11 protein-coding genes are annotated in these 20,989 nt (G+C 71.1%); 5 read left to right on the top strand and 6 right to left on the bottom strand.

The annotated features are described in order from the left end of the window. Positions 1-21: 21 nt before the first annotated feature. From ACFXC1_RS41505 to ACFXC1_RS41530, 6 genes are all read right to left on the bottom strand, one after another. On the bottom strand, positions 22-1,278 hold the full coding sequence (locus tag ACFXC1_RS41505) for a TIGR02679 family protein (RefSeq protein WP_381252936.1): 1,257 nt from the start codon (positions 1,276-1,278) through the stop codon (positions 22-24). After that, positions 1,275-5,432 (bottom strand): TIGR02680 family protein, encoded by a 4,158-nt coding sequence (locus ACFXC1_RS41510; RefSeq protein WP_381252939.1) that lies wholly within the window; start codon positions 5,430-5,432, stop codon positions 1,275-1,277. Before ACFXC1_RS41510 ends, ACFXC1_RS41505 begins: the two co-directional genes overlap by 4 nt. Continuing rightward, complete coding sequence (locus ACFXC1_RS41515; protein ID WP_381252942.1) at positions 5,429-6,658, bottom strand: TIGR02678 family protein; 1,230 nt, start codon at positions 6,656-6,658, stop codon at positions 5,429-5,431. The genes ACFXC1_RS41510 and ACFXC1_RS41515 overlap by 4 nt, the downstream gene beginning before the upstream one ends. Then, complete coding sequence (locus tag ACFXC1_RS41520) at positions 6,655-8,250, bottom strand: TIGR02677 family protein (protein ID WP_381252945.1); 1,596 nt, start codon at positions 8,248-8,250, stop codon at positions 6,655-6,657. Before ACFXC1_RS41520 ends, ACFXC1_RS41515 begins: the two co-directional genes overlap by 4 nt. A 555-nt stretch (positions 8,251-8,805) precedes the next feature. Then, positions 8,806-11,424, bottom strand: a complete 2,619-nt coding sequence (locus ACFXC1_RS41525; RefSeq protein ID WP_381252948.1) for a LamG-like jellyroll fold domain-containing protein — start codon at positions 11,422-11,424, stop codon at positions 8,806-8,808. Positions 11,425-11,641: 217 nt separating this feature from the next. Continuing rightward, positions 11,642-13,135, bottom strand: coding sequence for an arabinofuranosidase catalytic domain-containing protein (locus ACFXC1_RS41530; protein ID WP_381252951.1), 1,494 nt, complete (start codon positions 13,133-13,135; stop codon positions 11,642-11,644). 652 nt (positions 13,136-13,787) lie between these two features. Between ACFXC1_RS41530 and ACFXC1_RS41535 the strand changes: the two genes are divergently transcribed. The 5 genes from ACFXC1_RS41535 to araB all read left to right on the top strand — a co-directional run bounded on the left by ACFXC1_RS41535 (position 13,788) and on the right by araB (position 20,844). Beyond that, on the top strand, positions 13,788-14,819 hold the full coding sequence (locus tag ACFXC1_RS41535; RefSeq protein ID WP_381252954.1) for a LacI family DNA-binding transcriptional regulator: 1,032 nt from the start codon (positions 13,788-13,790) through the stop codon (positions 14,817-14,819). A 486-nt stretch (positions 14,820-15,305) separates the two neighbouring features. After that, on the top strand, positions 15,306-16,445 hold the full coding sequence (locus tag ACFXC1_RS41540; RefSeq protein ID WP_381252956.1) for a substrate-binding domain-containing protein: 1,140 nt from the start codon (positions 15,306-15,308) through the stop codon (positions 16,443-16,445). Positions 16,446-16,447: 2 nt separating this feature from the next. Continuing rightward, positions 16,448-18,043 carry a sugar ABC transporter ATP-binding protein gene (locus tag ACFXC1_RS41545; RefSeq protein ID WP_381252959.1) on the top strand — a complete coding sequence of 532 codons (1,596 nt, stop codon included), beginning with the start codon at positions 16,448-16,450 and terminating at the stop codon, positions 18,041-18,043. After that, complete coding sequence (locus ACFXC1_RS41550; RefSeq protein WP_381252962.1) at positions 18,040-19,059, top strand: ABC transporter permease; 1,020 nt, start codon at positions 18,040-18,042, stop codon at positions 19,057-19,059. Before ACFXC1_RS41545 ends, ACFXC1_RS41550 begins: the two co-directional genes overlap by 4 nt. Before the next feature lie 102 nt (positions 19,060-19,161). After that, positions 19,162-20,844, top strand: coding sequence for a ribulokinase (gene araB, locus ACFXC1_RS41555; protein ID WP_381252965.1), 1,683 nt, complete (start codon positions 19,162-19,164; stop codon positions 20,842-20,844). Positions 20,845-20,989 lie beyond the last annotated feature (145 nt).

Consider the following 20,989-nt stretch of genomic DNA (forward strand, 5'->3'; position numbering starts at 1 on the left):
CGTTCGACCGGCGCGGCGACCTCAGGGCTCGAGATCGGCCAGAAGGACGTCCAGGACCGTCTCTTCCTCGATGCGCACGCCGAGTTCGGCCAGCGCCGGGGTCAGGTCGGGATCCCATGCCGCGGTGGCCGGTGTGCCGGTCAGGGGTGGGGCCAGAGGTGTGGCGGCGGCCGCGGTGCGGTAGTCGGCGGCGGTGTAGTGCCAGGGTTGCCAGGGGACGCGGCGCAGTAGCGCGTCGGCGATGCGCAGGCCGCCCCAGTCGAAGTCGCCGTGGTAGCGGAGCGTGGATCCGTGGGAGTGGAGGTGGCGCAGCAGGGTGAGGGCGGCGGCCGAGGGCTGGCCCTGGAGGCAGACCAGGGGCGGGCAGGTGGGGCCGTGGGTGTCTGCCGCAGTGGCCAGGACGGTCGGGTTCTCGCACACGTAGACAACCTCCGACGCCGTCCTCGGCGGGTTGTGGGTGAGCTGGCGCAGTGTCAGGACGGCCGGTTCGCCCGCGTCGGTCATCCAGTCGAGAGCGGGGGTGCCGCGCAGGCCCAGCGTGAGGACGGTGGAGGAGAGGGCGTCTCTGAGCAGGCCGGCCGAGGCCCAGGCCTCGCGGCGCCATTCGGCTCCGTTGCCGTCGGGGAAGCCGGTCAGGGCACGGATGCCGGAGAGGACGATCGTGGCGAGCGGTGTTCCGTCGTCGAGCGCGTGAGCGTCGCCGAGAGCGGTGGCGGCGAACGCAGGCAGGGACACCGCCGGGTCGGCGGGCAGTGGCCGCAGGGCCGTCGTGGCGTCGGTGAGCAGGATCTTCGCCGCGTGCGGGGTGCGGGCGAGGCGGCGTACGAGACCGTCCCTGCGCAACTGGTGGGTCCACTCGGCCAGTTCGGGCCGTAGCACGGCCAGTGGGGCGTACGCCTCCTGCCAGGCGTTCGTCTCCTGTTCGCGTACGTCGGCGAGCCGGGTGACGGGGCCGGTGAGGGCGGTGACGGCCGCGGCGAGCCCGTCGGGGCTGATGCCGGAGCGGCGCAGCACGGTATCCACCGCGTCGAGGCGCACGCTCAGTGAGCGTCCGCCGCGTGGGGCGCGGCCCAACAGGCGTTCGGCGGCGTCGCGTTCGGCGCTGGTGGGGGTGGTCAGGGTGAGCGGGCCGGTGAGGGGTTCGTCCCGCTCCATGCGGCGCCGGACGCGCTCGACCAGCCAGGCCAGGCCGGGGTCGCCGAGCAGCCGGCCGAGGCGGTCGAGGTCGATGCGCGGGCCTGGCTCGTCGGGGGAGCCGGGTTGCCCGGGCCCGTTCATGCCCACAGTGGGTCCCGGCCGGGGGCGGTGCCGTCGGTGGGTACGGGTGCCTCCGCGTCGAACTCAGAGGCCGGGGGAGCCGCCTGGGTGGGGAGGGTCGTCAGGCGGTGGTCCGGTTCATCGCCCCGTACGCGATCGGTGCCGTCCCATTCCCAGCGGGTCACCAGGACCGCGGCGATCTCGTCGACGCGGGAGAGCTGGGCGATGGCGATGCCGGGGACCTGGGGGTAGCAGGCCCACTCGCGTTCGCTGGTCATCACCACGTCCAGGTCGAAGGCGTGCAGGAGACCCAGGCACTTGGCCCGCGAGTCGTCGTCCACGCCCGCGAACGCCTCGTCCAGGGTGACCAGGCGCGGGGCGTCGGGGGCGGCCGTGGCGTAGTGCGAGGAGGCGGCGGCGAACAGCGGTACGGACACGGCCAGGACGCGTTCGCCGCCGGAGGCGGGGCCGGTGGCCGGAACCCAGGCGCCGTGCTGGTGGCGCTCGATGCCGAACTCGTGCCAGGACCGGTAGTCCAGCGCCGCGGTGAGCACCTCCAGCCAGCTGCCCGCCGCGTCGTCGGACTGCCGGCGGGCGATCTCGGCCTGGAGGAACTCCCCGACCGCAGCCCGGTCCTCGGGTGCCCAGGCGTCCGCGGACTGGCGCAGGCGCTCCCGTGCCTGGGCCAGTCCGGTCGGCGCCTTGCGCGAGGAGCGCCACACCAGACGCAGCTTCATGCCGGTGGAGGTGGGCCGCTCCAGCAGTTCGGCGTTCATGGCCCGCACCTGCCTCTCGGCGGCGGCGATCAGCTCTTGCAGGGTGCCTGCGACCTCGGTGAGCAGGTGGGTTTCGAGGATCTCGCGTTCGTGCGCGGACAGGATGTGCGCCAGTTCGGTCACCTCGGCGGAGAGGGCCGCGGCCAGGTCGGGCACGGTGCGCCGGCGGCCCTGGTAGACGATGTCGACGACCATGCCGTCCTCGACCATGCGGGCGCCGGCGGTGTGGCCGCCGCGGGAGAGGGCGTCCTGGAGTTTCTTGTACTCCTCGCTGAGCCGTTTCTGGACGCGTTCCCAGGCGCCGTCGGAGTCGTCGGTGCCGGACGGGCCGGACAGCTGCGCCTCGATGGTGCGGGCGAGCGCGACGGCCGGGGTGGCCGCCCACGGTCCGCCGTCCAGTGGGGGCAGGGGCGCCTCGGGCAGTGCCACGGCCAGCAGTCCGGTGGCCGCGAACCGCTGGAGCGCGGCGATGGCCTCGGCGCGGGAGGCGGCGGCCTCGTCGACGTCTTTCTCCAGTTGCTCGATACGGCCCTCCGCATGGCCGACGCGCCGGCCGGCGGCGGTGTGCTCCTCGCGGGAGCGGCGCTGGTCGCGGTCGCAGGCGGCCAGGGCCTCGGCGGTGGCGGCCAGGCGCCGTTCCAGCTCCGCGACGGCGGCACCGACCGTGGAGCGCAAGGTGGTGTGCCGTTCGTCGGCGGCGGCCGCCAGATGGGCCGACTCCTCGGCACGCAGGGCCAGTTCCGCCACCCGCGCGCCCGCAGCCTCGGCTTCCGCGTGTTCGTCGGCCACCGCGTGTCCGGCATCTGCCCGCTCACGCAGGGCGGGCCACAGAGCGGCCAGGACGGCGGCGTAGTCGGCCAGTGCCTGGCGGACGACGAGCAGCTGCGGACGGTCGGCGGGCAGGTTCACGGCCGCTGCCGTGTCGGCGAGTTCGGTGGTGGCCTCGGCTTCCTGCCCGGCCGCCGCGGCCAGGTCGGCCGAGCGTTCGTCCTGGCGGGCGCGGGCCCGGTGGGCGGCGTCCGCGGCGGCGGCGGCCAGGGCGTGTGCGTGGCGCAGGACTGCGTCGTCGGGAACGGCGGTCAGTTCGGCGTCCAGTGTGCGGCGCCGGCGGGCCACCGTTGCCCGCTCGGCCTCCACCTCGTTCAACTGGCCTGCCAGAGCGTCCAGTTCGCCGCGCAGAGCGATGATCCGGGCCCGGCGCGCCTCTTCACGGGCGCCCTCGCCCACGTATACGGCGGCCTGCTTCGACCAGCTGCCGGTCAGTGCTCCGATGCGGAAACGGCCGTCCGCCGCCACCCAGGTGTCGCCGCCGGCGCCGAGCCCCACGGCGGCCAGCAGGCGCGCCACCGTCTGCTCGCCCACCGCGACGGCGCGCGGATCGCCGTGGTCGACGGCCGGGCGCAGCATGTCGCCGAGCACCGGCCCGGTGAGCGGGGCGCCCGGTGAGAGCAGGACGTCGTGCAGGTCCGTGTGCAGGACGGTGCCGTCCGGGCACACCCAGGCGTCCAGGATCCCGGAGGCCTCCAACGCCGCCTCCAGACCCGCACGTTCACCGGCGGCGACGTGATCGTGGAAGTCGACCAGCCGCCACAGGGGTGCTCCGGGCGCCTGCTCGCGGACGCCGGGTGCACGTGTGTGCGGTGCCGTGGGACCGCGCTGGCCGCCTGCCTCCAGGTCGGCCAGCTCCCGCTCGCCCTCGGCGCGCCGGGTGGTCAGCTCCGTCAGCCGTTGACCGAGAGCCGCCGCCCGGTCGGCCAGGTTCGCGGCCCGCGCACGGTGGGCGTCGGCCGCATGCACCCGCGCGGGAGAGGGACCCCGCAGATGCGTGACCCAGTCCTGCAGACCGTCCAGCAGGCCCACCGGATCCTGCGGGGTCAATTCCTCGCACACGTCGAGGTGTTCGCGTACGGCGGCGACCAGTTCCCGGCCCACCCGGACTGCGGTGGCCTCCGCCTGGGCCTGCTGCTCGGCGGTGTGGCCGGCCTCGGTCTGCGCCTCGTCCAGCCGGCGGGCGGCGGCGCGCCGCTCGGCGGCGGCCTCCTCGGCGCGGGACGCCGTCTCCTCCACGTGATCGACCGTGCGCCGCCTGCGCGCCACCGATTCCTCGGCCGCGCGGCGCAGTTCGGCCTCCGGCGCGCCCTCGATGCGCAGCCCACCGTCGAGGCGGGCGGCCGAGGCCGCCTCCCGCTCGCGCGCGAGCGCGTCCGCGACCTGCTCCTCGGCCGCCGCGAACCGCCGGTCGGCACTCTGCAGGCGGCCCAGGGCGCGGGTGTGCGCCTGGGCTGCCTGCTCCCGGTCCTCCTCGGTGCGGGAAAGTTCCCCGGCGGTGCGGCGCGCGTCCGCCGCCGCCTGCTCCAACTCCCGGGCGCTGCGCATCTCGGGGCCCTCGCGCAGCGCGGCCTCCTGCGCCTTCAGCCGTGCGGCACTCTCCTCAAGCTGTGCGAGCCGCACGGCGATCCGCTCTCTGTCCTCCTCGGCCTGCGACCGCTCGGTCTGGGCCTGCGCGAGATCGCGGTTCAGCTGTTCGTAGCGGGCGTGTTCGTGGCGGGGGAGCCGGGCGCGGCGGCGGGTGGCGACGCGGGCGTAACGGCGGTAGTGGTCCAGGAAGGCGGAGGCGGCGCGCTCGGCCTCGGTGGCCGCCCGCAGCTCCTCCTTCTCCTCGTCCAAGGACCGGAACGCCTCGGCCACATCGGCGATCACCGCCTGGTCCATGGGAGGCAGCGCCTCGGTCAGCGCACGCGAGAGAGCCGTTTCGTTGGGCCGCTTCGACAGCTGCGGCTGGCGCAACTGGACGAGCAGGTCCACCAGGGCCGCGTACCGCCGCTCACCCAGACCGAACAGCGCCTCGTCCACCGCCCTGCGGTACGCCGTGGCCGTGTCGTACACCATGCCGCGCCCGCCGAGAGCCTCCGCGAGCCGGTCCCGCGACAGCGCGGTGCCGGTGGCGTCGAGCAGACTGAGTTCCGGCCCGATCCGCTGGTCGGTGACGGCGTACCAGTGACGGGCGATACCGCGCCCCGCCACCGCCTTCAGCCCGCAGGCCAGGGTGAGGAAGCGGTCCTGTCCGGATGCCTCGTCGTGGCGGCCGAACTCGATCCAGGTGTAGCCGAGCCGCTCGGGGTACGGATGCTGCCCGCCCAGCAGCAGGTTCCATTCCATGCGCTTGCCGGGGTCGGCGTCGGGCTCCACGCGGCGCGCGGACAGGTCGCCGTCCAGGAGGAAGGGCAGGGTGAGGGCGAGGACCTTGGACTTGCCGGTGCCGTTGTTGCCGCGCAACAGCAGCCGACCGTCCCGGAACCAGAACTCCTCGGTGTCGTAGTAGAAGAGATCGACCAGGCCGATACGCAAGGGACGCCACCGGCCGGGCGCGGGGGTGGGCAGTGCGGTCACGGCGGTCATGCCTTTCGCTGAGAGGTACGAGCGGTGGGGACTCCCGGATCCCGTACGACGGTCTCGCCGACCGCGTACCGGGCCAGCGCCGGCAGCGGGGCGACGCCGCCCTGTGCGACGGTGACCAGGCCGAGCGAGGTGAGTTTGGTCAGGGCCTGTTCGACCAACTCCGCTTCCGCGCCCGGCTGCTTGGCGCTCTTGGACCAGAAGCCGCCGTGTTCGATGGCCAGCTCCCGCACCCGGCGCTCCAGTTCGCCGCGGCTGACCGCCCCGTCGGCGGTCGCCAGGTGCTCGGCGAGCAGCAGGGTGACGTGTCCGTGGGTGCCCTGCTCGGGCATCCGTACGTCGGTCAGGTCGTCCAGGGGGTCGACCATGGCGATGCCCTCGGCACGCACCTCGGCGACCAGACCGGTCAGTTCGGTGATCCGGGCGGTGATGAAGGCGCGCTGGCGGGTGAGATAGGCGAGCTCGTCGTCGGTCAGTTCGGCGTAGTACAGCACCGGGTCGTCCAGCAGGCGTCGGGTCAACCGTTGGCGGATGGCGCGGAAGCGCAGCTCGTCGCTGTCCAGCGCGCTCTCGGAGGTCAGCTCGGACAGGCGGCCCTCGAAACCGTCCGCGGTGATCATCGACGGGCCGCGGCGGGCGGCGAGCAGTCCGGCCAGGACACGACGCTGGACGTCGTAGAGCACATCGCCCGCCCCGCTGACGTAGGCGTCCTCGTCCCCGGCCACCCGCCGCAGCACGCCGTAGTGCATGAGCAGCCGTACCACCGACGCCAGATCCAGCCGCTCCTCGCGCCGCTCCAGCGTGAACTCGATTCCGGCGGCGGCCAGATGGGGATCGGCCGCGTCCAGGACCACCTGCTCGGCGAGGCGGCCGAGCGCGATCTGTGCCTCGCCGCGCTCCAGCGCGGCCAGCGCCAGGCACAGCAGCACATAGCGGCGGCGGGTGAACGGTGCGCGGGCGCGGGAGGCCTCGCGGGCCGGATGGGTGGAGTCGGCCAGGGTGGCGGGTGCTCTGCCCAGCCGCGCGGCCTCCGTGTCCACCCGCAGCGGCCAGCCGGTGTTGCGGTCGAACCAGTCGCGCAGGTCGCCGGCGTGCCGGCGCACCAGCCGGAACTCCTCGGCGTGCGAGCCGTGCGCGAGCAGCAGCGGTTCCTTCAACAGTGCGCGGGCGGCCTTGTGGAACTCGGCGGTGCGCCGGCCGTCCAGTACCTCGCCCAGGGGTGTGGTCATGACTTCTCCCTGCCGGAAGGGCCGGTGGCGCGCGTCTGGCCGGTTCGGGTGAGATCCGTGATCTCGACCAGGTGGTCGGGGCCGCGGAAGGTGCCGCCCGGGGTGCGGATGCTGGCCCTCGTGCCGTCCGTCAAGGCTGTGAGCCGGATCTCCATCGTGCCGTCGTTGCTGGTCGCGACGGTGGCCGTCATACCTGGGCGCCAGGTGGCCAGGGCGTCGCCGAGCAGCTGAAGGAACAGGCCGAAGGCGAGCGGGTCGAGCTCGCCGAGCGCGGACAGCCTGGTGGTGCCGTCCGTCGCCAGGCGAGCGCGGGCGGCCGTGATCTCCCGCGCCTGCTGGGCGGCGATCTCGGCGAGGTGCTTGCGCTGCTCGGACCGGTCCTGCACCCGGCGGGTCCTGCCGCGCCGCTCGTAGCTGCCGGTGCGGCGCAGCTGCGGGCTGATCCGTAGCGGCTCGGCCTCGGCCCATGGGGTGGAGGCGGCCACCGGGTGGGCGGCGCGCTGGTCGAGGGTGTCGGCGTCGACGGTGAGGTGACGTGCGGGATACAGCCCGAACGCGGCACGCCACAGCCTGTGCCGGGCCGCGTCGTCGGGGGCCTCGGCGAACCAGCGGGCCAAGGTGCGGAAGTCTGCCGAGCGGTCCGAGCGCCCGGCCCGCCGCTCGTTCAACTGCCGTACGACTGCCAGCAGTTGAGGGATGGCGCCCAGAGCGCGGCCGCGCAGCAGACGGGCCTGCGACTCGCGGCCCTCCGCCGACACGAACCAGGCGGCCAGCCCTGACCACCTGTCCACCCACCGTTCATACGCGCGCGCCTCTGCGCTCTCGGCCTCGCCCGGGGCGGCGTCGGCCGCCTCCCGGGCCGCCGCCAGCCGCAGTAGCACGCCGACCCGGTCGTGCTCCTCCAACTCGCCGATGAGCAGGGCGATTCGCCCGCCCAGGGTGATCAGGTCCTGGATGAACCGTTCCAGGTACTGGATCAGGCTGTCCTTGTAGGCGAGGAACACCTCGACCTCCACACCGTGCAGGTCGATCGTGCGTTGCAGGGAACCCATGAAGGCCCGCGCGTTCTCCGCCAGCGCCTCGAACCGGCTCGTCAGAGCGGACAGCGCCAGATGCGTCTTGGCCGGGTCCGGCTCGCCTTCCTCCTGCTCGGCGGCGATCACCAGCAGAGCCCGCAGCTGGGTGACGATGTCGTGCAGGGCCACCGCCTGCAGCGCACCGCGCCGCCCCAGCGCCTCGTCGTACACGGACAGCGCCTGCTCGGCTGCCTCTCCGGCCTGGGTGAGTTGGTAGATGAAGCGTTTGCGGTAGAAGTCCTCGACCGCGGTGACCCGGGAAGTGTCCGGATCCGCCCGCAGATTGCCCCAGTCGACAAGGCTGTCCAGCGCCTTGACCACTGTGTCCACGTCGGCGGGCCGGTGTTCCGGCGGCAGCGCCGCTACCACGTCCTCGGGCCGCAGGTGAACGGCGAAGCGCTCCTTGGCGGCCAGGAACGCTCCCATCACCCGGCGATAGAGGGCTGCATTGGGCACGGTGAGATGAGCGAAGGGCGTGTACCCGGCCCGTGCCGCTCCGGAAGGCGTCGACGTCATCGTTCGGGCATTCTCCCCGACGGACACCCCGCTGCGGCAATCGTGGCCTGATCTTCGCGCAGGGTTACACCGGAGAGGCTCTCGCCGCCTGCGCAGTCAGCCGTACTTCGTCGGCCGCGGCGCCGGTCGGCAGGGGGAGGCCGGCAAGCGTGTGCCGCTGCGGCGGCGAGGCAAGAAGGACTGGCCGGTTCGCGTGAACCGTTGTGGTCGGTGCAGCGGTACCGAGCTGTGAGGATCTTGGGTTGCCTGTCGTCGGCTCGGCGGACGAGGCGGTGTCCGTCGTCGATGCCGTGCACTGCCTTGCGGTCGATCCCGAGCCGGTGCTGGAAGTAGTCCCGGGCGACTGGGTCGAGGTTGACGTCCCTCACTCCTTACCGGCCAGTTCCTGGAACGACTGCGTAGCAGCGCGTCGTCGCCACCTTCTTGATCAACGGGAAGAGTTCCGTGAGCGCATCGCTGGCAGTGAGGCCCAAAACTCGGCCAACGGCCCGACTCGACCCGCCCGTCCGGGACGGGCGGACGGGCAGGTCGAGTTGCGGGGCGGGTGGACGGATGTCAGGTCAGGACGAGTTCCAGGACCGTGACGGAGAGCGGCGGCAGGGTGCTGGTGAAGGCTGCTGCCGCACCCGTGACGGTGCTGGTCCTGGGGACCAGCGCGGTGGGTTCGGTCAGTGTGTTGGTGGCGGTGCGCGAGGGTCCGGTCAGGACCGTGGCGGTGGCGTTCTTCCGCACCCCCTTCGCCAGGCCCTTCAGTTCGATCGGTACGTTCACCTTCTCCGTCCCGGAGTTGACGACCGCCAGGTAGAGACGGTTCCCCGCGCGGGTGGCGACCGTGGCGACGACGGGCAACGCACGTGTGGTGGCCGGCAGCACCGTTCTGCCCAGCCTGCTCGTCAGCATCTGCTGCGCCCAGTAGCTGGGGGACACATAGCTCGTGAGATTGTCGTAGGCGATCAGGTTGGTCGCCCAGACGTTGTTCTTGACGTGGGAGAAGAGCGGGGCGTAGCACTCCATGAGGACCTGGTCGGAGTTGCGGATCAGCCCGGCCAGCCATGCGGCGTCGCCCAGCGCGGCGTTGAGGTCGGGCGTGGGGCGTCCCTCCTGCGCGGCCCACTCCCCGACGAAGACCTTGGTCGAGGCGCGGTCCCGGTTGTCGTACTTGTGGGTGGCGGCCTGGGCGGCGGACGGCGCGAGGTAGTAGTGCTCGTCGATCAGGTCGGGCGTGCGGCTCGTCACCGTGGCCGTGGCGATCAGCTTCAGGTGCGGGTACTTCGCCTTGATCGCGTCGTGGAAGGCCGCGAACCGCTCGTCGTAGGACCCGGAGGAGTCGAACCAGTCCTCGTTGCCGATCTCCACGAACTCCAGCGGGAACGGCTTCGGGTGGCCGTCGGCCGCGCGCTTCGCGCCCCAGGTGCTGGTGACGGGGCCGGTGACGTACTCGATTTCGTCGAGGGCTTCCTGGACGTACGGCGTGAGGGCGTCGCCGGTGACGTGCTCGCCCCTCAGCGTGTAGCCGGCGAAGACGGCGAGCACCGGCTGGGCGTGCATGTCCTCGACCCAGTGCAGGTATTCGAGGAGTCCGAGCCCGTCCGTGGACCAGTAGCCCCAGGCGTCGTCCATGTGGCCGGGGCGTTCCCAGGCCGGACCGATGGTGTTCTTCCAGTTGAAGCGTGTGGCGATGGTGTTGCCCTCAAGGAAGTTGCCGCCGGGGAATCGCAGGAACTTCGGCTTCAGGGCGACCAGTTTCTCCATCAGGTCGATGCGCAGGCCGTTGGGACGGTTGTTGTAGGTGGGCGGGAAGAGGGAGACGTACTGGAGCCAGAGCGTCCCGCCCGAGGCGGACGGGTCGTCGGTGGTCACGGTCAGCCTCGCGTCACCGGCCACCGGAGTGCGCGGACCGGTGCGCAGGGTGAGTTCGAAGGGGCGGTCGGGGAAGTCGGTGACGACATGGTGCAGTTGTGCGGAGGCGTACACCGTCGAGCCGTCCGCCGACTCGATTGCCACGGTGAGGGGGCCGATCCGGTGCGACGCCTTGGCGAACAGCCGCGCGGTGTAGGTGGTTCGGGGGCGCACGGGGATGCCCCAGAATCCGTCGTTGGCCACTCCGGCCCGGTTGCCGGCCCCGGTGCCGCTCGGCAGTGCGACCTTGAGGGAGCGATTGAGGGCGTCGTTGAGGGGAGTGGTGGTGTCCAGCGTCAGGGTTGTCCCGCCGACGGCGGACCAGTGGACGGCTGAGGTGTCGCTGGCCATCATCGTGCGGTTCTGGACCAGTTCGGCGTAGATGCCGCCCTCGCCCGAGTGGTTGATGTCCTCGAACATCAGGCCGGGAAGGATGGGGGACACGGCGTGCGCCGGGTTGGCGACGTCCACGCTGAGCAGCGGTGTCGTGGACTCCACCGGAACCCCGGCCAGCGTGGCGACCTGGTCCGAGGTGAGGGCGGTCGGGAACATCCACACGTCGTCGATCAGACCGTGCCACTGGTCGACGTGCCCGCCGCCGTAGAGAGCGCGGCCGATGGCGGTGTCGCCGGTGCCGGCCCAGCCCGCGGTGTAGTCGCTCTCCCCCTCCAGCACGCCGTCGACGTAGAGGCGGGTGACTCCGGCCGATGGGTCGCTGACTCCGACGAGGTGGGTCCAGGTGCCGGTGGTGGGTGCGGAGGCGGCTGCCGCGACGGCGGCACCCTGTGTGGCGTCCGAGGCGAGCCGGGCGAAGGCGAAGGTGCCGGTGTCGTCGCGCAGCCCGAGGTAGAAGGCGCTGACGACCTGGCCGTCGATACTGACGGCGGTCTGGTAGCCGCCCAGCTGACTGAGGTTCACCCAGGCGGCCACCGAGAACGCCTTGGAGGTGTCGAGGGCGGGCCCGGTGGCCGCGGCATTGCCGCCCGCGGTGAGGCTGAGGCTGTGGGCGCCGATCTTGCCGGTGTCCCAGGCGGCCGCGCCCTGGAGGGCGGCGGTGTGAGCGTTGCCGGACGAGTCGGCGGCGGAGGCTCCGGAGCCCTCGTCAAAGGTCCAGTGCGCGGCTGCCGCGGGCAGGTCCGGGGCGGAGGCGTCCGCCGAGGCGGCGGAATGTCCGGCGGCCTGTGCCGGCGCGGCGGCGGCGAACGGTCCGGCCAGGGAGGCGGCGCCGAGGGCCGCGAGGACGGTTCTGCGGGGCAGTCCGGTTTCTGCGGGCATGCGGGAGTTCCTTTGCGAGGTGGATCGATGGGACAGCTGCGTATGGGGCGCGGTGAAGGGAGGAGCTGAACGGGGGAGGAGTGGTGAGTGCCTCTCCGCGGTGGGTTCCGAGCAAGTGGGGCGAGTGGTGAGTGCTCGGCTTGGGGTCGACGGCCGGGACGGGCCGATGGTCCGCCGTCGGGGAGGCCGGCGGACCATCGGCAGGTCGGTTCTCAGGTCAGGAGGCGATGTCCCACTGCTGGCAGGTGTTGTCGAGCTGCTGCCACTGGCGCACCACGGTGCCGTTGGCCGTTCCGCAGTTGGTGACGTCCAGCGTCATGCCGGTGTTGACGTTGGAGATGGTGTAGTGGCTGCCGACCTTGGTGACGTCCCACTGCTGGCAGGTGTTGCCGAGCGAGGCCCACAGCTGGACGGCCGTGCCGTTGCTCTGTCCGCAGTTCTTGTCGTCCAGGACCGTGCCACTGTTCACGTTGGTGATCGTGTAGTGGCCGTTGCCCGTGCCCGCGAATTTCCACTGCTGGCAGGTGTTGCCGAGCGAGGACCAGAGGTCGACCGAAGTGCCGTTGGCCGTACCGCAGTTCACCGCGTCCAGGACCTTGCCGGAGTTGGTGTTGGTGAGGCGGTAGGCGGTACCCGTGACGGGGAAGCTCGCGGTCGGGGTGGTGTAGGCGACGGAGGTGACGTTGGCCTGAACGGCGTTGTCGGTGGCGTCGGTCGGGTAGCCGGAGGTCATGACGCCTTCGAAGAAGGAGCCGTCGGACCCGTTGCTGTTGTCACCGCCGGTGCCCAGGACGATGGCTCCTTCCTTGTGCATCGGGTTGTATCCGCTGGTGGTGGGCAGGGCCCCGTTGTAGAAGGTGCTCAGTGAACCGGACTGGGCGTTGCCGCCCTTGATCGCGTACGCCGAGGTGCCGTTGTTCTTCTCCATGGCGGTGACGTACTCGCTGGAGATGCCGGTGTTGCCCGAGTAGGCGCCGTTCGCCCCGAAGAACAGTCCGTTCTCCAGGTCTGCCTCGACCCAGGGGCCGGAGCCGGTGCACGTGAACCAGCACTCCGTACCGAAGTTGATCGCGTCCATGTGGCCGTTGCCGGTGTCGTCGCCGGACGTCTCGGCGTTGCCGTAGTCGAAGCAGCACCGGTTGTTCACGTGGTGGCCGCTGGTCACCATGTACGCGCCCTCGGGGGAGCTGCCGGTGGCGATGCCCGTGGTGCTGTTGTCGCGGTAACCGACACCCGCGGAGACGAAGACGCCGTACGCCGCGTGGCCGCCGACCGTGACCGGCAGGGCGTTGGCGATCGCGCCGACGTCCTGGCCGCCGTTGCCGCCCGGGCCTTCGATGGTCAGGTCGTTGTGGTGCGAGCTCTGGTCGTAGATCTTGGTGATGACGCAGGTCGTGCCGGAGCAGAAGGAGTCCTGTGCCGCGGCGTTGGCGTAGCCGCCGGTGCTGAGGACGCCGATGTCGGTGGTGGTGGAGTCCGAGGCACGCTTGACCTGGTAGAGAGCGCCGTTGTAGGAGGCGTAGAGGGCTCGCGTGGTGCTGTGTGCCGCGGCACAGGGGGTGCCGGCGGAGGCGTAGATGTCACATGGCAGGGACGAAGCCGCCTGGGCGGTGCCCGCGGTGCCGATGGCCCCGACCAGGATGCCGGCGACAAGTGCGAGGGCCGCGCCGACCACCCTCAGCCGGAGCCCTCTCAGATGCCTTGCTGTCACTGTGAACCTCTTCCGTGTCGCGTTCTGCGCAGGGAGCGGGGGACGTTCGGTATGCGGTGGTCTGCATGCCGGGAGCTGCCAGCGGGACATGGCGTCGGCGCTGAACGGGGCCTCGCCGTCCCGCTCGGCGGGAAAATGTGAGCGCTAACAATCGAGAGTCCCGGACGCCGTCACTCATCCGAGCTCCATGGGGACAGGGGGATTGGCGGCCTGGGTGTTCCTCTGTTCGGACACGGCTGCCGAGCGTGATGACTGCATGCCGGAAGGGCCGACCCGGCCTGGAACCGGGGCGTTGTGCAGGTGCCGGCCTCGTACGGTCGACGGTGATCGACCGGTCTCGCAACTCCGCCTTTTTTACGCGGGGATGAATGAGCGGTCAACAGTGGGGGACGGTCAAGAGTGTGGAAACGAATGCCCTGGATTTCGTGGGGGATGGTCCGCGGCCACGGTGGAACGGGGCCTTTCTCGACAACGACCTGCCAGCTCAGGGCAGTTGGAGGGCGCGTGACAACGCTGTCCGAAACATCCGAAAGCGAGCAGTTGGGATCCTTGACCCCTCCGGAATGTGTGCGCTAACAATTCTCCACGGCAGGCTGGTTCCGGCCGGAGAAGCAACCCATCGGAAACATGACAGCACGTGAGGAGGCGGGGGATGGACGGGGAACGCGCACCGGTGATGGCGGACGTGGCCCGGGTCGCGGGCGTCTCGCACCAGACCGTTTCGCGGGTCCTCAACGACCACCCGAACGTACGGTCCGCCACCCGTGACCGGGTGCTTGCCGCGGTCCGTGAACTCGGCTACCGCCCCAACGCCGCCGCCCGCAACCTGGCCACCCGACGCACCCGCACCCTGGGTGTGATCAGCTTCAACACCACGCTGTACGGGCCGGCCTGCATGCTCTACGGCATCGAGCAGGCGGCCAGGCAGCACGAGTACTTCGTCATAGTGGCCGCGGTCGGCACGCTCGATCGCCGTTCGGTGCTGGACGCCGTCGACCGGCTTCGGGACCAGGGTGTCGAGGGAATCATCGTGATCGCGCCGCAGACCTCGGCTGTCGGAGCCCTGGCGAGCGTGCCGTCGGATGTGCCGCTGGTCGCGGTCGGCTGCGGCACCCACGCAAAGCTCGCCTCGGTCGCCGTGGACAACGAGGCGGGTGCCGAACTCGCCACCTCCTATCTTCTCGACCTGGGCCATCGCACGGTGCACCACATGGTCGGGCCGCGTTCCTGGCTCGACGCGCAGGAGCGCGAGGCGGGATGGCGCAGCACCCTGGGAAAGCGGGGTGCTCCGGTGGTCGAACCGCTGGGCGGCGCCGACTGGACGGCGCGAACCGGATTCGAGGTCGGTCAACGGATCGCAGCCGACCCCGAGGTCACCGCGGTGTTCTGCGCCAACGACCAGATGGCCCTCGGCCTGCTGCGGGCTGTGCAACAGGCCGGCCGCCGGGTGCCCGAGGACATCAGCGTCGTCGGATTCGACGACATGCCGGAGACCGAGTACTTCGGGCCGTCCCTGACCAGCGTCCGCCAGGACTTCGACGAACTCGGCCGGCGTGCCCTGCGCGCTCTGATCGAGATCGTCGGTGACCCGGACGCGGGGCTCCCGGCGGCCGACGAGAGACCTCACATCGTCATCCCACCCAGTCTTGTGGTGCGCACGTCGGCGACCCGCCCCCGGCACTGACCGGCGCCCCGGTCGCACCACCGGCCTGCCCAGAGAAGAGGAAACGAGATGGGCCGACTCCAGTTAGCGTGACCGCCGACCATCCGGCTGCGGGTCCCCGAACGTCAGGGCGCCGTCGCACGTGAGTGCCGCAGGCCGAACGACCGCTCTTCCCCGTCCACTCGGGTCGCGGGACTGGACAAGTGGCGTGACCTCCGACCCGACGGTCCCCACCATCTGACAATCCGTCAGGCAGTCGTACATCGCCGTCCTCGCCGTGTTCACCACGGTCGGCCTTCCCACGCCTGCAGCCGACTTCTCGCTCGCCAGGACCTCCTGACCGGACTGCCACCGACCATCCCCGCCCGCCTCCGACGCACCGTCATGCCCAACAACCGGAGCGGGCCGGCAAGACAGTGCCCCGGTCGTTTCCCGATCCGCCCACACCCGCATCCGGTCGTGGGAGCTCTCTTCACCCCGACACGCCCAGAAAGGCGCTGATCAACCATGATCCGTACCAGAAGGTCCCGCACCGTGGCCGCCGCAGCCGTGGTGCTCATCTCGCTCGCCGCGGCCGGCTGCTCCAAGAACGCCACCGGCTCCTCCGGATCGAACTCGGCGGGCTCCAGCGCCGCCCCCGTCGCGCTGGCCGGTTCGGTCACCTTCAACCAGACAAGCCTCGCCAAGCTCGACGCGGCACTGAAGTCCGCACTGGCCGGCAAGGACCTGTCCAAGGTCGACATCGCGATGGTCGTGAACGTGGCCGCCGACTACTGGAAGGCCGGCCAGGTCGGCTTCCTCAAGGGCTGCTCAGACCTCGGCATATCGAAGAGCAAGTGCACCTACTTCGCCCCGCCCAACGGCAAGTTGACCGAGCAGAACTCGGAGCTGGAGACCCTGCGCTCGCAGGGCGTCACCGGCTACTCGATCTCGGCGATCGACCCGACCTCGGCCGCGGGCACCATCCACACCGACGTCCAGAAGGGCATCGGCGTCCTGGCGATCGACTCACCGCTGCCGGGCACCGACGCCGCCTCGCTCTACCTGGGTACCCCGAACTACACCGCGGGCTTCCAGGCCGGCACCGCGATGAAGCAGGTCCTCGGCGGCAAGGGCAAGGTGGCCATCCTGGTCGGCTCGCTCACCGCGTCCAACGCCACCCAGCGCATCGCCGGCTTCGAGGCCGCACTCAAGGGCACCAAGATCACCGTCGCCCAGAAGGTCAACGACAACCTCCAGGCCAGCACCGCGACCTCCGACGCCGAGACCATCCTCGCCAACAACCCCGACGTCACAGGCCTCTACGGCGTCTACTCCTACGACGGTCCCGCGCTGGCCCAAGCGGTTACCTCGGCCGGCAAGACGGCCTCGGTGCACATCGTCTCCGACGACTCCGACGCCCAGACGCTGAAGTTCATCAAGTCGGGTGTCATCTCCGGCACCGTCGTGCAGATGCCCTACCAGCAGGGCTACACCGGGGCGTACATCCTGGCCGCGGAGAAGGTGCTCGGCAAGTCCGCCACGATGGCGCTCGTCAAGCCCTATCTGGAGAAGGACGGTTCGACCCTCAGCTCCGGCGTGGGCCTGGTCACCAAGTCCGACCTGAGCGCGTACCAGTCCCTCGAGTCGCAGCTCGGGATCGGCTGAGCATGACGGCCACGGAGAACGCCCCGGGCCGCGCGATCACGGCGCGGCTGCGGGAAGTGCACAAGTCCTACGGACCGGTGCGCGTCCTCGACCTCCCAGAACTCGACCTGTACGCCGGCCAGGTGATCGGCGTGGTCGGCGAGAACGGCGCCGGAAAGTCCACGCTGATGGGCACGCTGGCCGGGTCCGTCCACCGGGACGGCGGCGAGATCCTGGTCGGTGGCGAGCCGCTTGTCGCCGGGTCGACCGAGGCCGCGGGACAGCTCGGTATCGCCATGGTCTCCCAGGAGTTCCCGCTGGTCGGACAGCTCTCGGTGGCGGAGAACCTGCTGCTGGGCCGCCGCCCGCGGAAGTCGAGACGGCGGTTCCTGGTCGACGGCGCCGCGCAGCGTGCCGAGGCGAAGGCGATGCTGGCGGAGATCGGTCTGTCCGCCGAGACGATCCCGGTGAGCCGGGAGGTGCGCACCCTGCCGGTGCCGACCCGGCAGATGATCGAGATCGCCAAGGCCTGGGGCCGCGAGCCCAAGCTGCTGATCCTGGACGAACCGACCTCCTCGCTGGGGCCGGTCGAGGCCGAGATGGTGCTGGGCCTGGCCCGCCAACTCGCCGACCGCGGCGGCACGGTGCTGTTCATCGGGCACCGTCTGGACGAGGTGCGGGAGATCAGCGACCGCGTCCTGGTCCTGCGCAACGGCAGGCTGGTCGCCGACCTCGAACCGGCCGAGGCCACCGAGGAACGGCTGATCCGGGAGATGGTCGGCGGCGAGGTCGCCCAGGGCGAACCGAAGGCGCCACCGGCGACGAGCCCGGTCCTGCTGCAGGTCGAGGGCCTGACCGCGGACGGTCTCGGCCCCGTCGACCTTGAGGTGCGCGAAGGCGAGATCCTGGGCGTGGCCGGGCTGATGGGCTCGGGCCGCAGCCGCCTGGTCCACACGATCGCGGGCGCGCAGCCCTCGACGGGCGGCCGGATGCGGCTGGGCGGCGAGTCCTACCGGCCGCGCGGCGCGGGTGACGGCGTGGCGGCCGGGATCGCCCTGATCCCCGAGGACCGCAAGGAACAGTCGCTGGTCCTGTTCGCGTCGATCCGGTCCAACGTCGTCGTCTCGGTGCTCAAACGGATCAGCACCCGTGGCCTGCTCGGGCCGGGACGCGAGCGTGCCGAGGCACGGAAGATCACCGAGAACGTCAACGTGCGGATGCAGTCGGTCGAGCAGCCGATCGGCTCGCTCTCCGGCGGCAACCAGCAACGCGCCATCTTCGGCCGGGCGTTCGCCGCGGAACCGCGCCTGTTGCTGCTCGACGAGCCGACCCGCGGCGTCGACGTTGGCGCGAAGGCGGAGATCTACAAGCTGATCGACCGGGCGGCGGAGCAAGGCATGGCGCTGGTGGTCGCCTCCTCCGAACTGGAGGAGCTGTTGTGGATCTGCCACCGCATCGCGGTGATGAACCACGGCCGGGTGGCCACGGTCATCGACCGGGCCGACGCCACCAAGGAACGCATCATGACGGCCGCGGCCGGAACGTCCCCGCTCAACCCGGAAACGCCGGACGTGGAAACGCCGGACCAGGAACAACTGACGAACGGAGCCACAGCATGAGCGCGCAGAGCACGCTCACACCCGAAGAGGCCGCGCCGCGTTCCCGCCCGGCCGTCTCCAGCCTCGTCCGCAAACTCGCCGCCTCCCCGGAGGCCGGCGTGATCGTCGCCTGCGTGCTGGTGTTCGTCGGGATCGCGGCCAACGCGGAGACGTACACCGCGGTGGGCAACCTCCAAGTGATGGGCCGCGACCTGTCACAGGTCGGCATCCTGGCCATCGGCGAGTCGCTGGTCATCCTGACCGGTGGCATCGATCTCTCGGTGGGCGCGCTGGCAGGCCTGGCCGGCATCCTGGCCGCCTGGATGAACGTGAACGAGGGCTTGCCCGCGCCCCTCGCGATCCTGTTCACGCTGGTGATCTGCGGTGGGGTCGGCCTCTGGCACGGCATCATGGTCACCCGCCTGAACGTGCCGCCCTTCGTGATCACCCTGGTCACCTACACCGTGGCGCAGGGCATGGCGCTCGCGATCACCAGCGGCTCGCCCATCAACAATCTCTCGCCGCTGTTCAGCAACCTGAGCCAGTACTACATCGGCGAAGTGCCGGTCCCCGCCCTGTTCTTCGTCGGCGCGGCCGTCATCGCCTGGTTCGTACTGGAGCGCACGTACGTGGGCCGCCAGATCTACGCGGTCGGCGGCAACAAGGAGGCCGCCCGGCTGGCCGGTATCCCAACCGCCCGCCGAATCACCTCCACCTACATCGCCAGCGCCGCACTGGCCGGAGTGGTCGGCATCATGGTGATCGGTCGGATGAACGTGGCCGACCCCTCGGTCGGCGCCGGCTGGGAACTGACCGCGATCGCCGCGGCGGTGGTCGGCGGCATGTCGCTCTCCGGCGGCGAGGGCCGCATTGCCGGCATCGCGGCGGGCGCGATCCTGCTGGAATTCATCACCAACGGTCTGCTCGCGCTCAAGGTCAGCCCGTACGACCAGCAGGTGGTCCAAGGAGCGGTCCTCGGTATCGCCATCCTGCTCGACCGGGCGCGGGCCCGCTACTTCGGCAAGAGCCGAAGCTAGTACGTCGGTCGACTTCGCCGATCTCTGCGCGGGTGCCGCCCGGCAGCTTCTTCGAAGAGTCGCACAGTGATCGTGATATCGAACATCTCTGAGAGGAGACTGATGGTGAATGCCGGAGATCGGACCGCAGGGAACCCGGAACCCTGTGTCATCGGAGTCGACTACGGCACGTTGTCGGGGCGGGCCGTGGTGGTCCGGGTCGCCGACGGCGCCGAACTGGCCGTCGCCGAGCACCCGTACACCCACGCCGTCCTGGACCGCGCCCTCCCCGACGGCACCCCGCTGCCGCCCGACTGGGCGCTCCAGGTGCCCTCGGACTACCTCGACGTGCTGCGCATCGCCGTCCCCGAGGCACTGGCCCGTTCCGGCGTTCGCCCGGAGCAAGTCGTTGGTATCGGGACGGACTTCACCGCCTGTACGGTCCTGCCGGTCCTCGCCGACGGCACGCCCCTGTGCGATTTGCCGGAGTTCGCGGGCCGCCCGCACGCCTACGTCAAGCTCTGGCGCCACCACGCCGCGCAGGCCCAGGCGGACCGGATCACGGCGCTGGCCGAGGTGCGCAAGGAGCCGTGGCTGAAGCGGTACGGCGGGAAGATCTCCTCGGAGTGGGAGTTCGCCAAAGCCCTCCAGCTCCTCGAAGAGGACCCCGAGCTCTACGAGGTGACCGAGCGGTGGATCGAGGCCGCCGACTGGATCGTGTGGCGGCTGTCCGGCTCCTACGTCCGCAACGCGTGCACCGCCGGGTACAAGGGCCAGCTCCAGGACGGGAGTTACCCCTCCGCCGATTATCTGGCCGCGCTCAACCCCGACTTCGCGGGCTTCGTCACCACCAAGCTGGACCAGCCGATCGGCCAGCTCGGCGACCGCGCGGGCGGGTTGACGGCGGAGGCGGCGGCCTGGACGGGCCTGCCGGAGGGTATCGCCGTGTGCGTCGGGAACGTCGACGCGCATGTGACCGCCCCGGCGGCCACCGCCGTCGAACCCGGCCGGATGGTCGCCATCATGGGCACCTCCACCTGCCACGTGATGAGCAGCGACCAGTGGGCGGAAGTGCCGGGCATGTGCGGGGTGGTTGAGGGCGGCATCCTGCCGGGACTGTGGGGATATGAGGCCGGGCAGAGCGGGGTGGGCGACATCTTCGGCTGGTTCGTCCGCACCGCCTTCCCGGCCTCGTACGCCGAGGAGGCCGCCGCGCTGGGCCGGGATCCGCACGAGCACCTCACCGCGCTGGCCGCGAAGCAGCGGGTGGGCGAGCACGGGCTGGTCGCGCTGGACTGGCACAGCGGCAACCGGTCGGTTCTGGTCGACCACGATCTGAGCGGCGTCGTGGTCGGGCTGACGCTGTCCACCCGCCCCGAGGACGTCTACCGGGCACTGCTGGAGGCCACCGCCTTCGGCACCCGCACCATCATCGAAGCCTTCGAGACCTCCGGGGTCCCGGTCCGTGAACTGATCGTGGCGGGCGGCTTGGTGAAGAACCCGCTGCTGATGCAGATCTATGCCGACGTGACCGGTCTGCCCCTGGGGGTCATCGACTCGGCGCAGGGTCCCGCGCTGGGTGCGGCGATGCACGCGGCGGTCGCGGCCGGCGCCCACGCGGACATCCGGGCCGCCGCCCACGCCATGGCCAAGGCCCGCCCGGCCGTCTACCGGCCCGACCCCGAGCGGGCTGCCGCCTACGACCGGCTGTATGCCGAGTACCGGCTGCTGCACGACTACTTCGGCCGGGGTGCCAACGAGGTCATGCACCGGCTGCGCCGCCTGCGCACCGAGACCTCCGCCTGAGCACCAATGCCTCGCCCGGTGGTCAACTCCCTTTGAAAGGAACAACCCTGATGGACACCACAGCCTCTCCCTACCCCGACCAGGAGATCTGGTTTCTCACCGGCAGCCAGGGCCTGTACGGCGACGACGTCCTGCACCAGGTCGC

Source organism: Streptomyces hokutonensis, from assembly GCF_042751305.1.
Lineage (GTDB): Bacteria > Actinomycetota > Actinomycetes > Streptomycetales > Streptomycetaceae > Streptomyces > Streptomyces hokutonensis_A.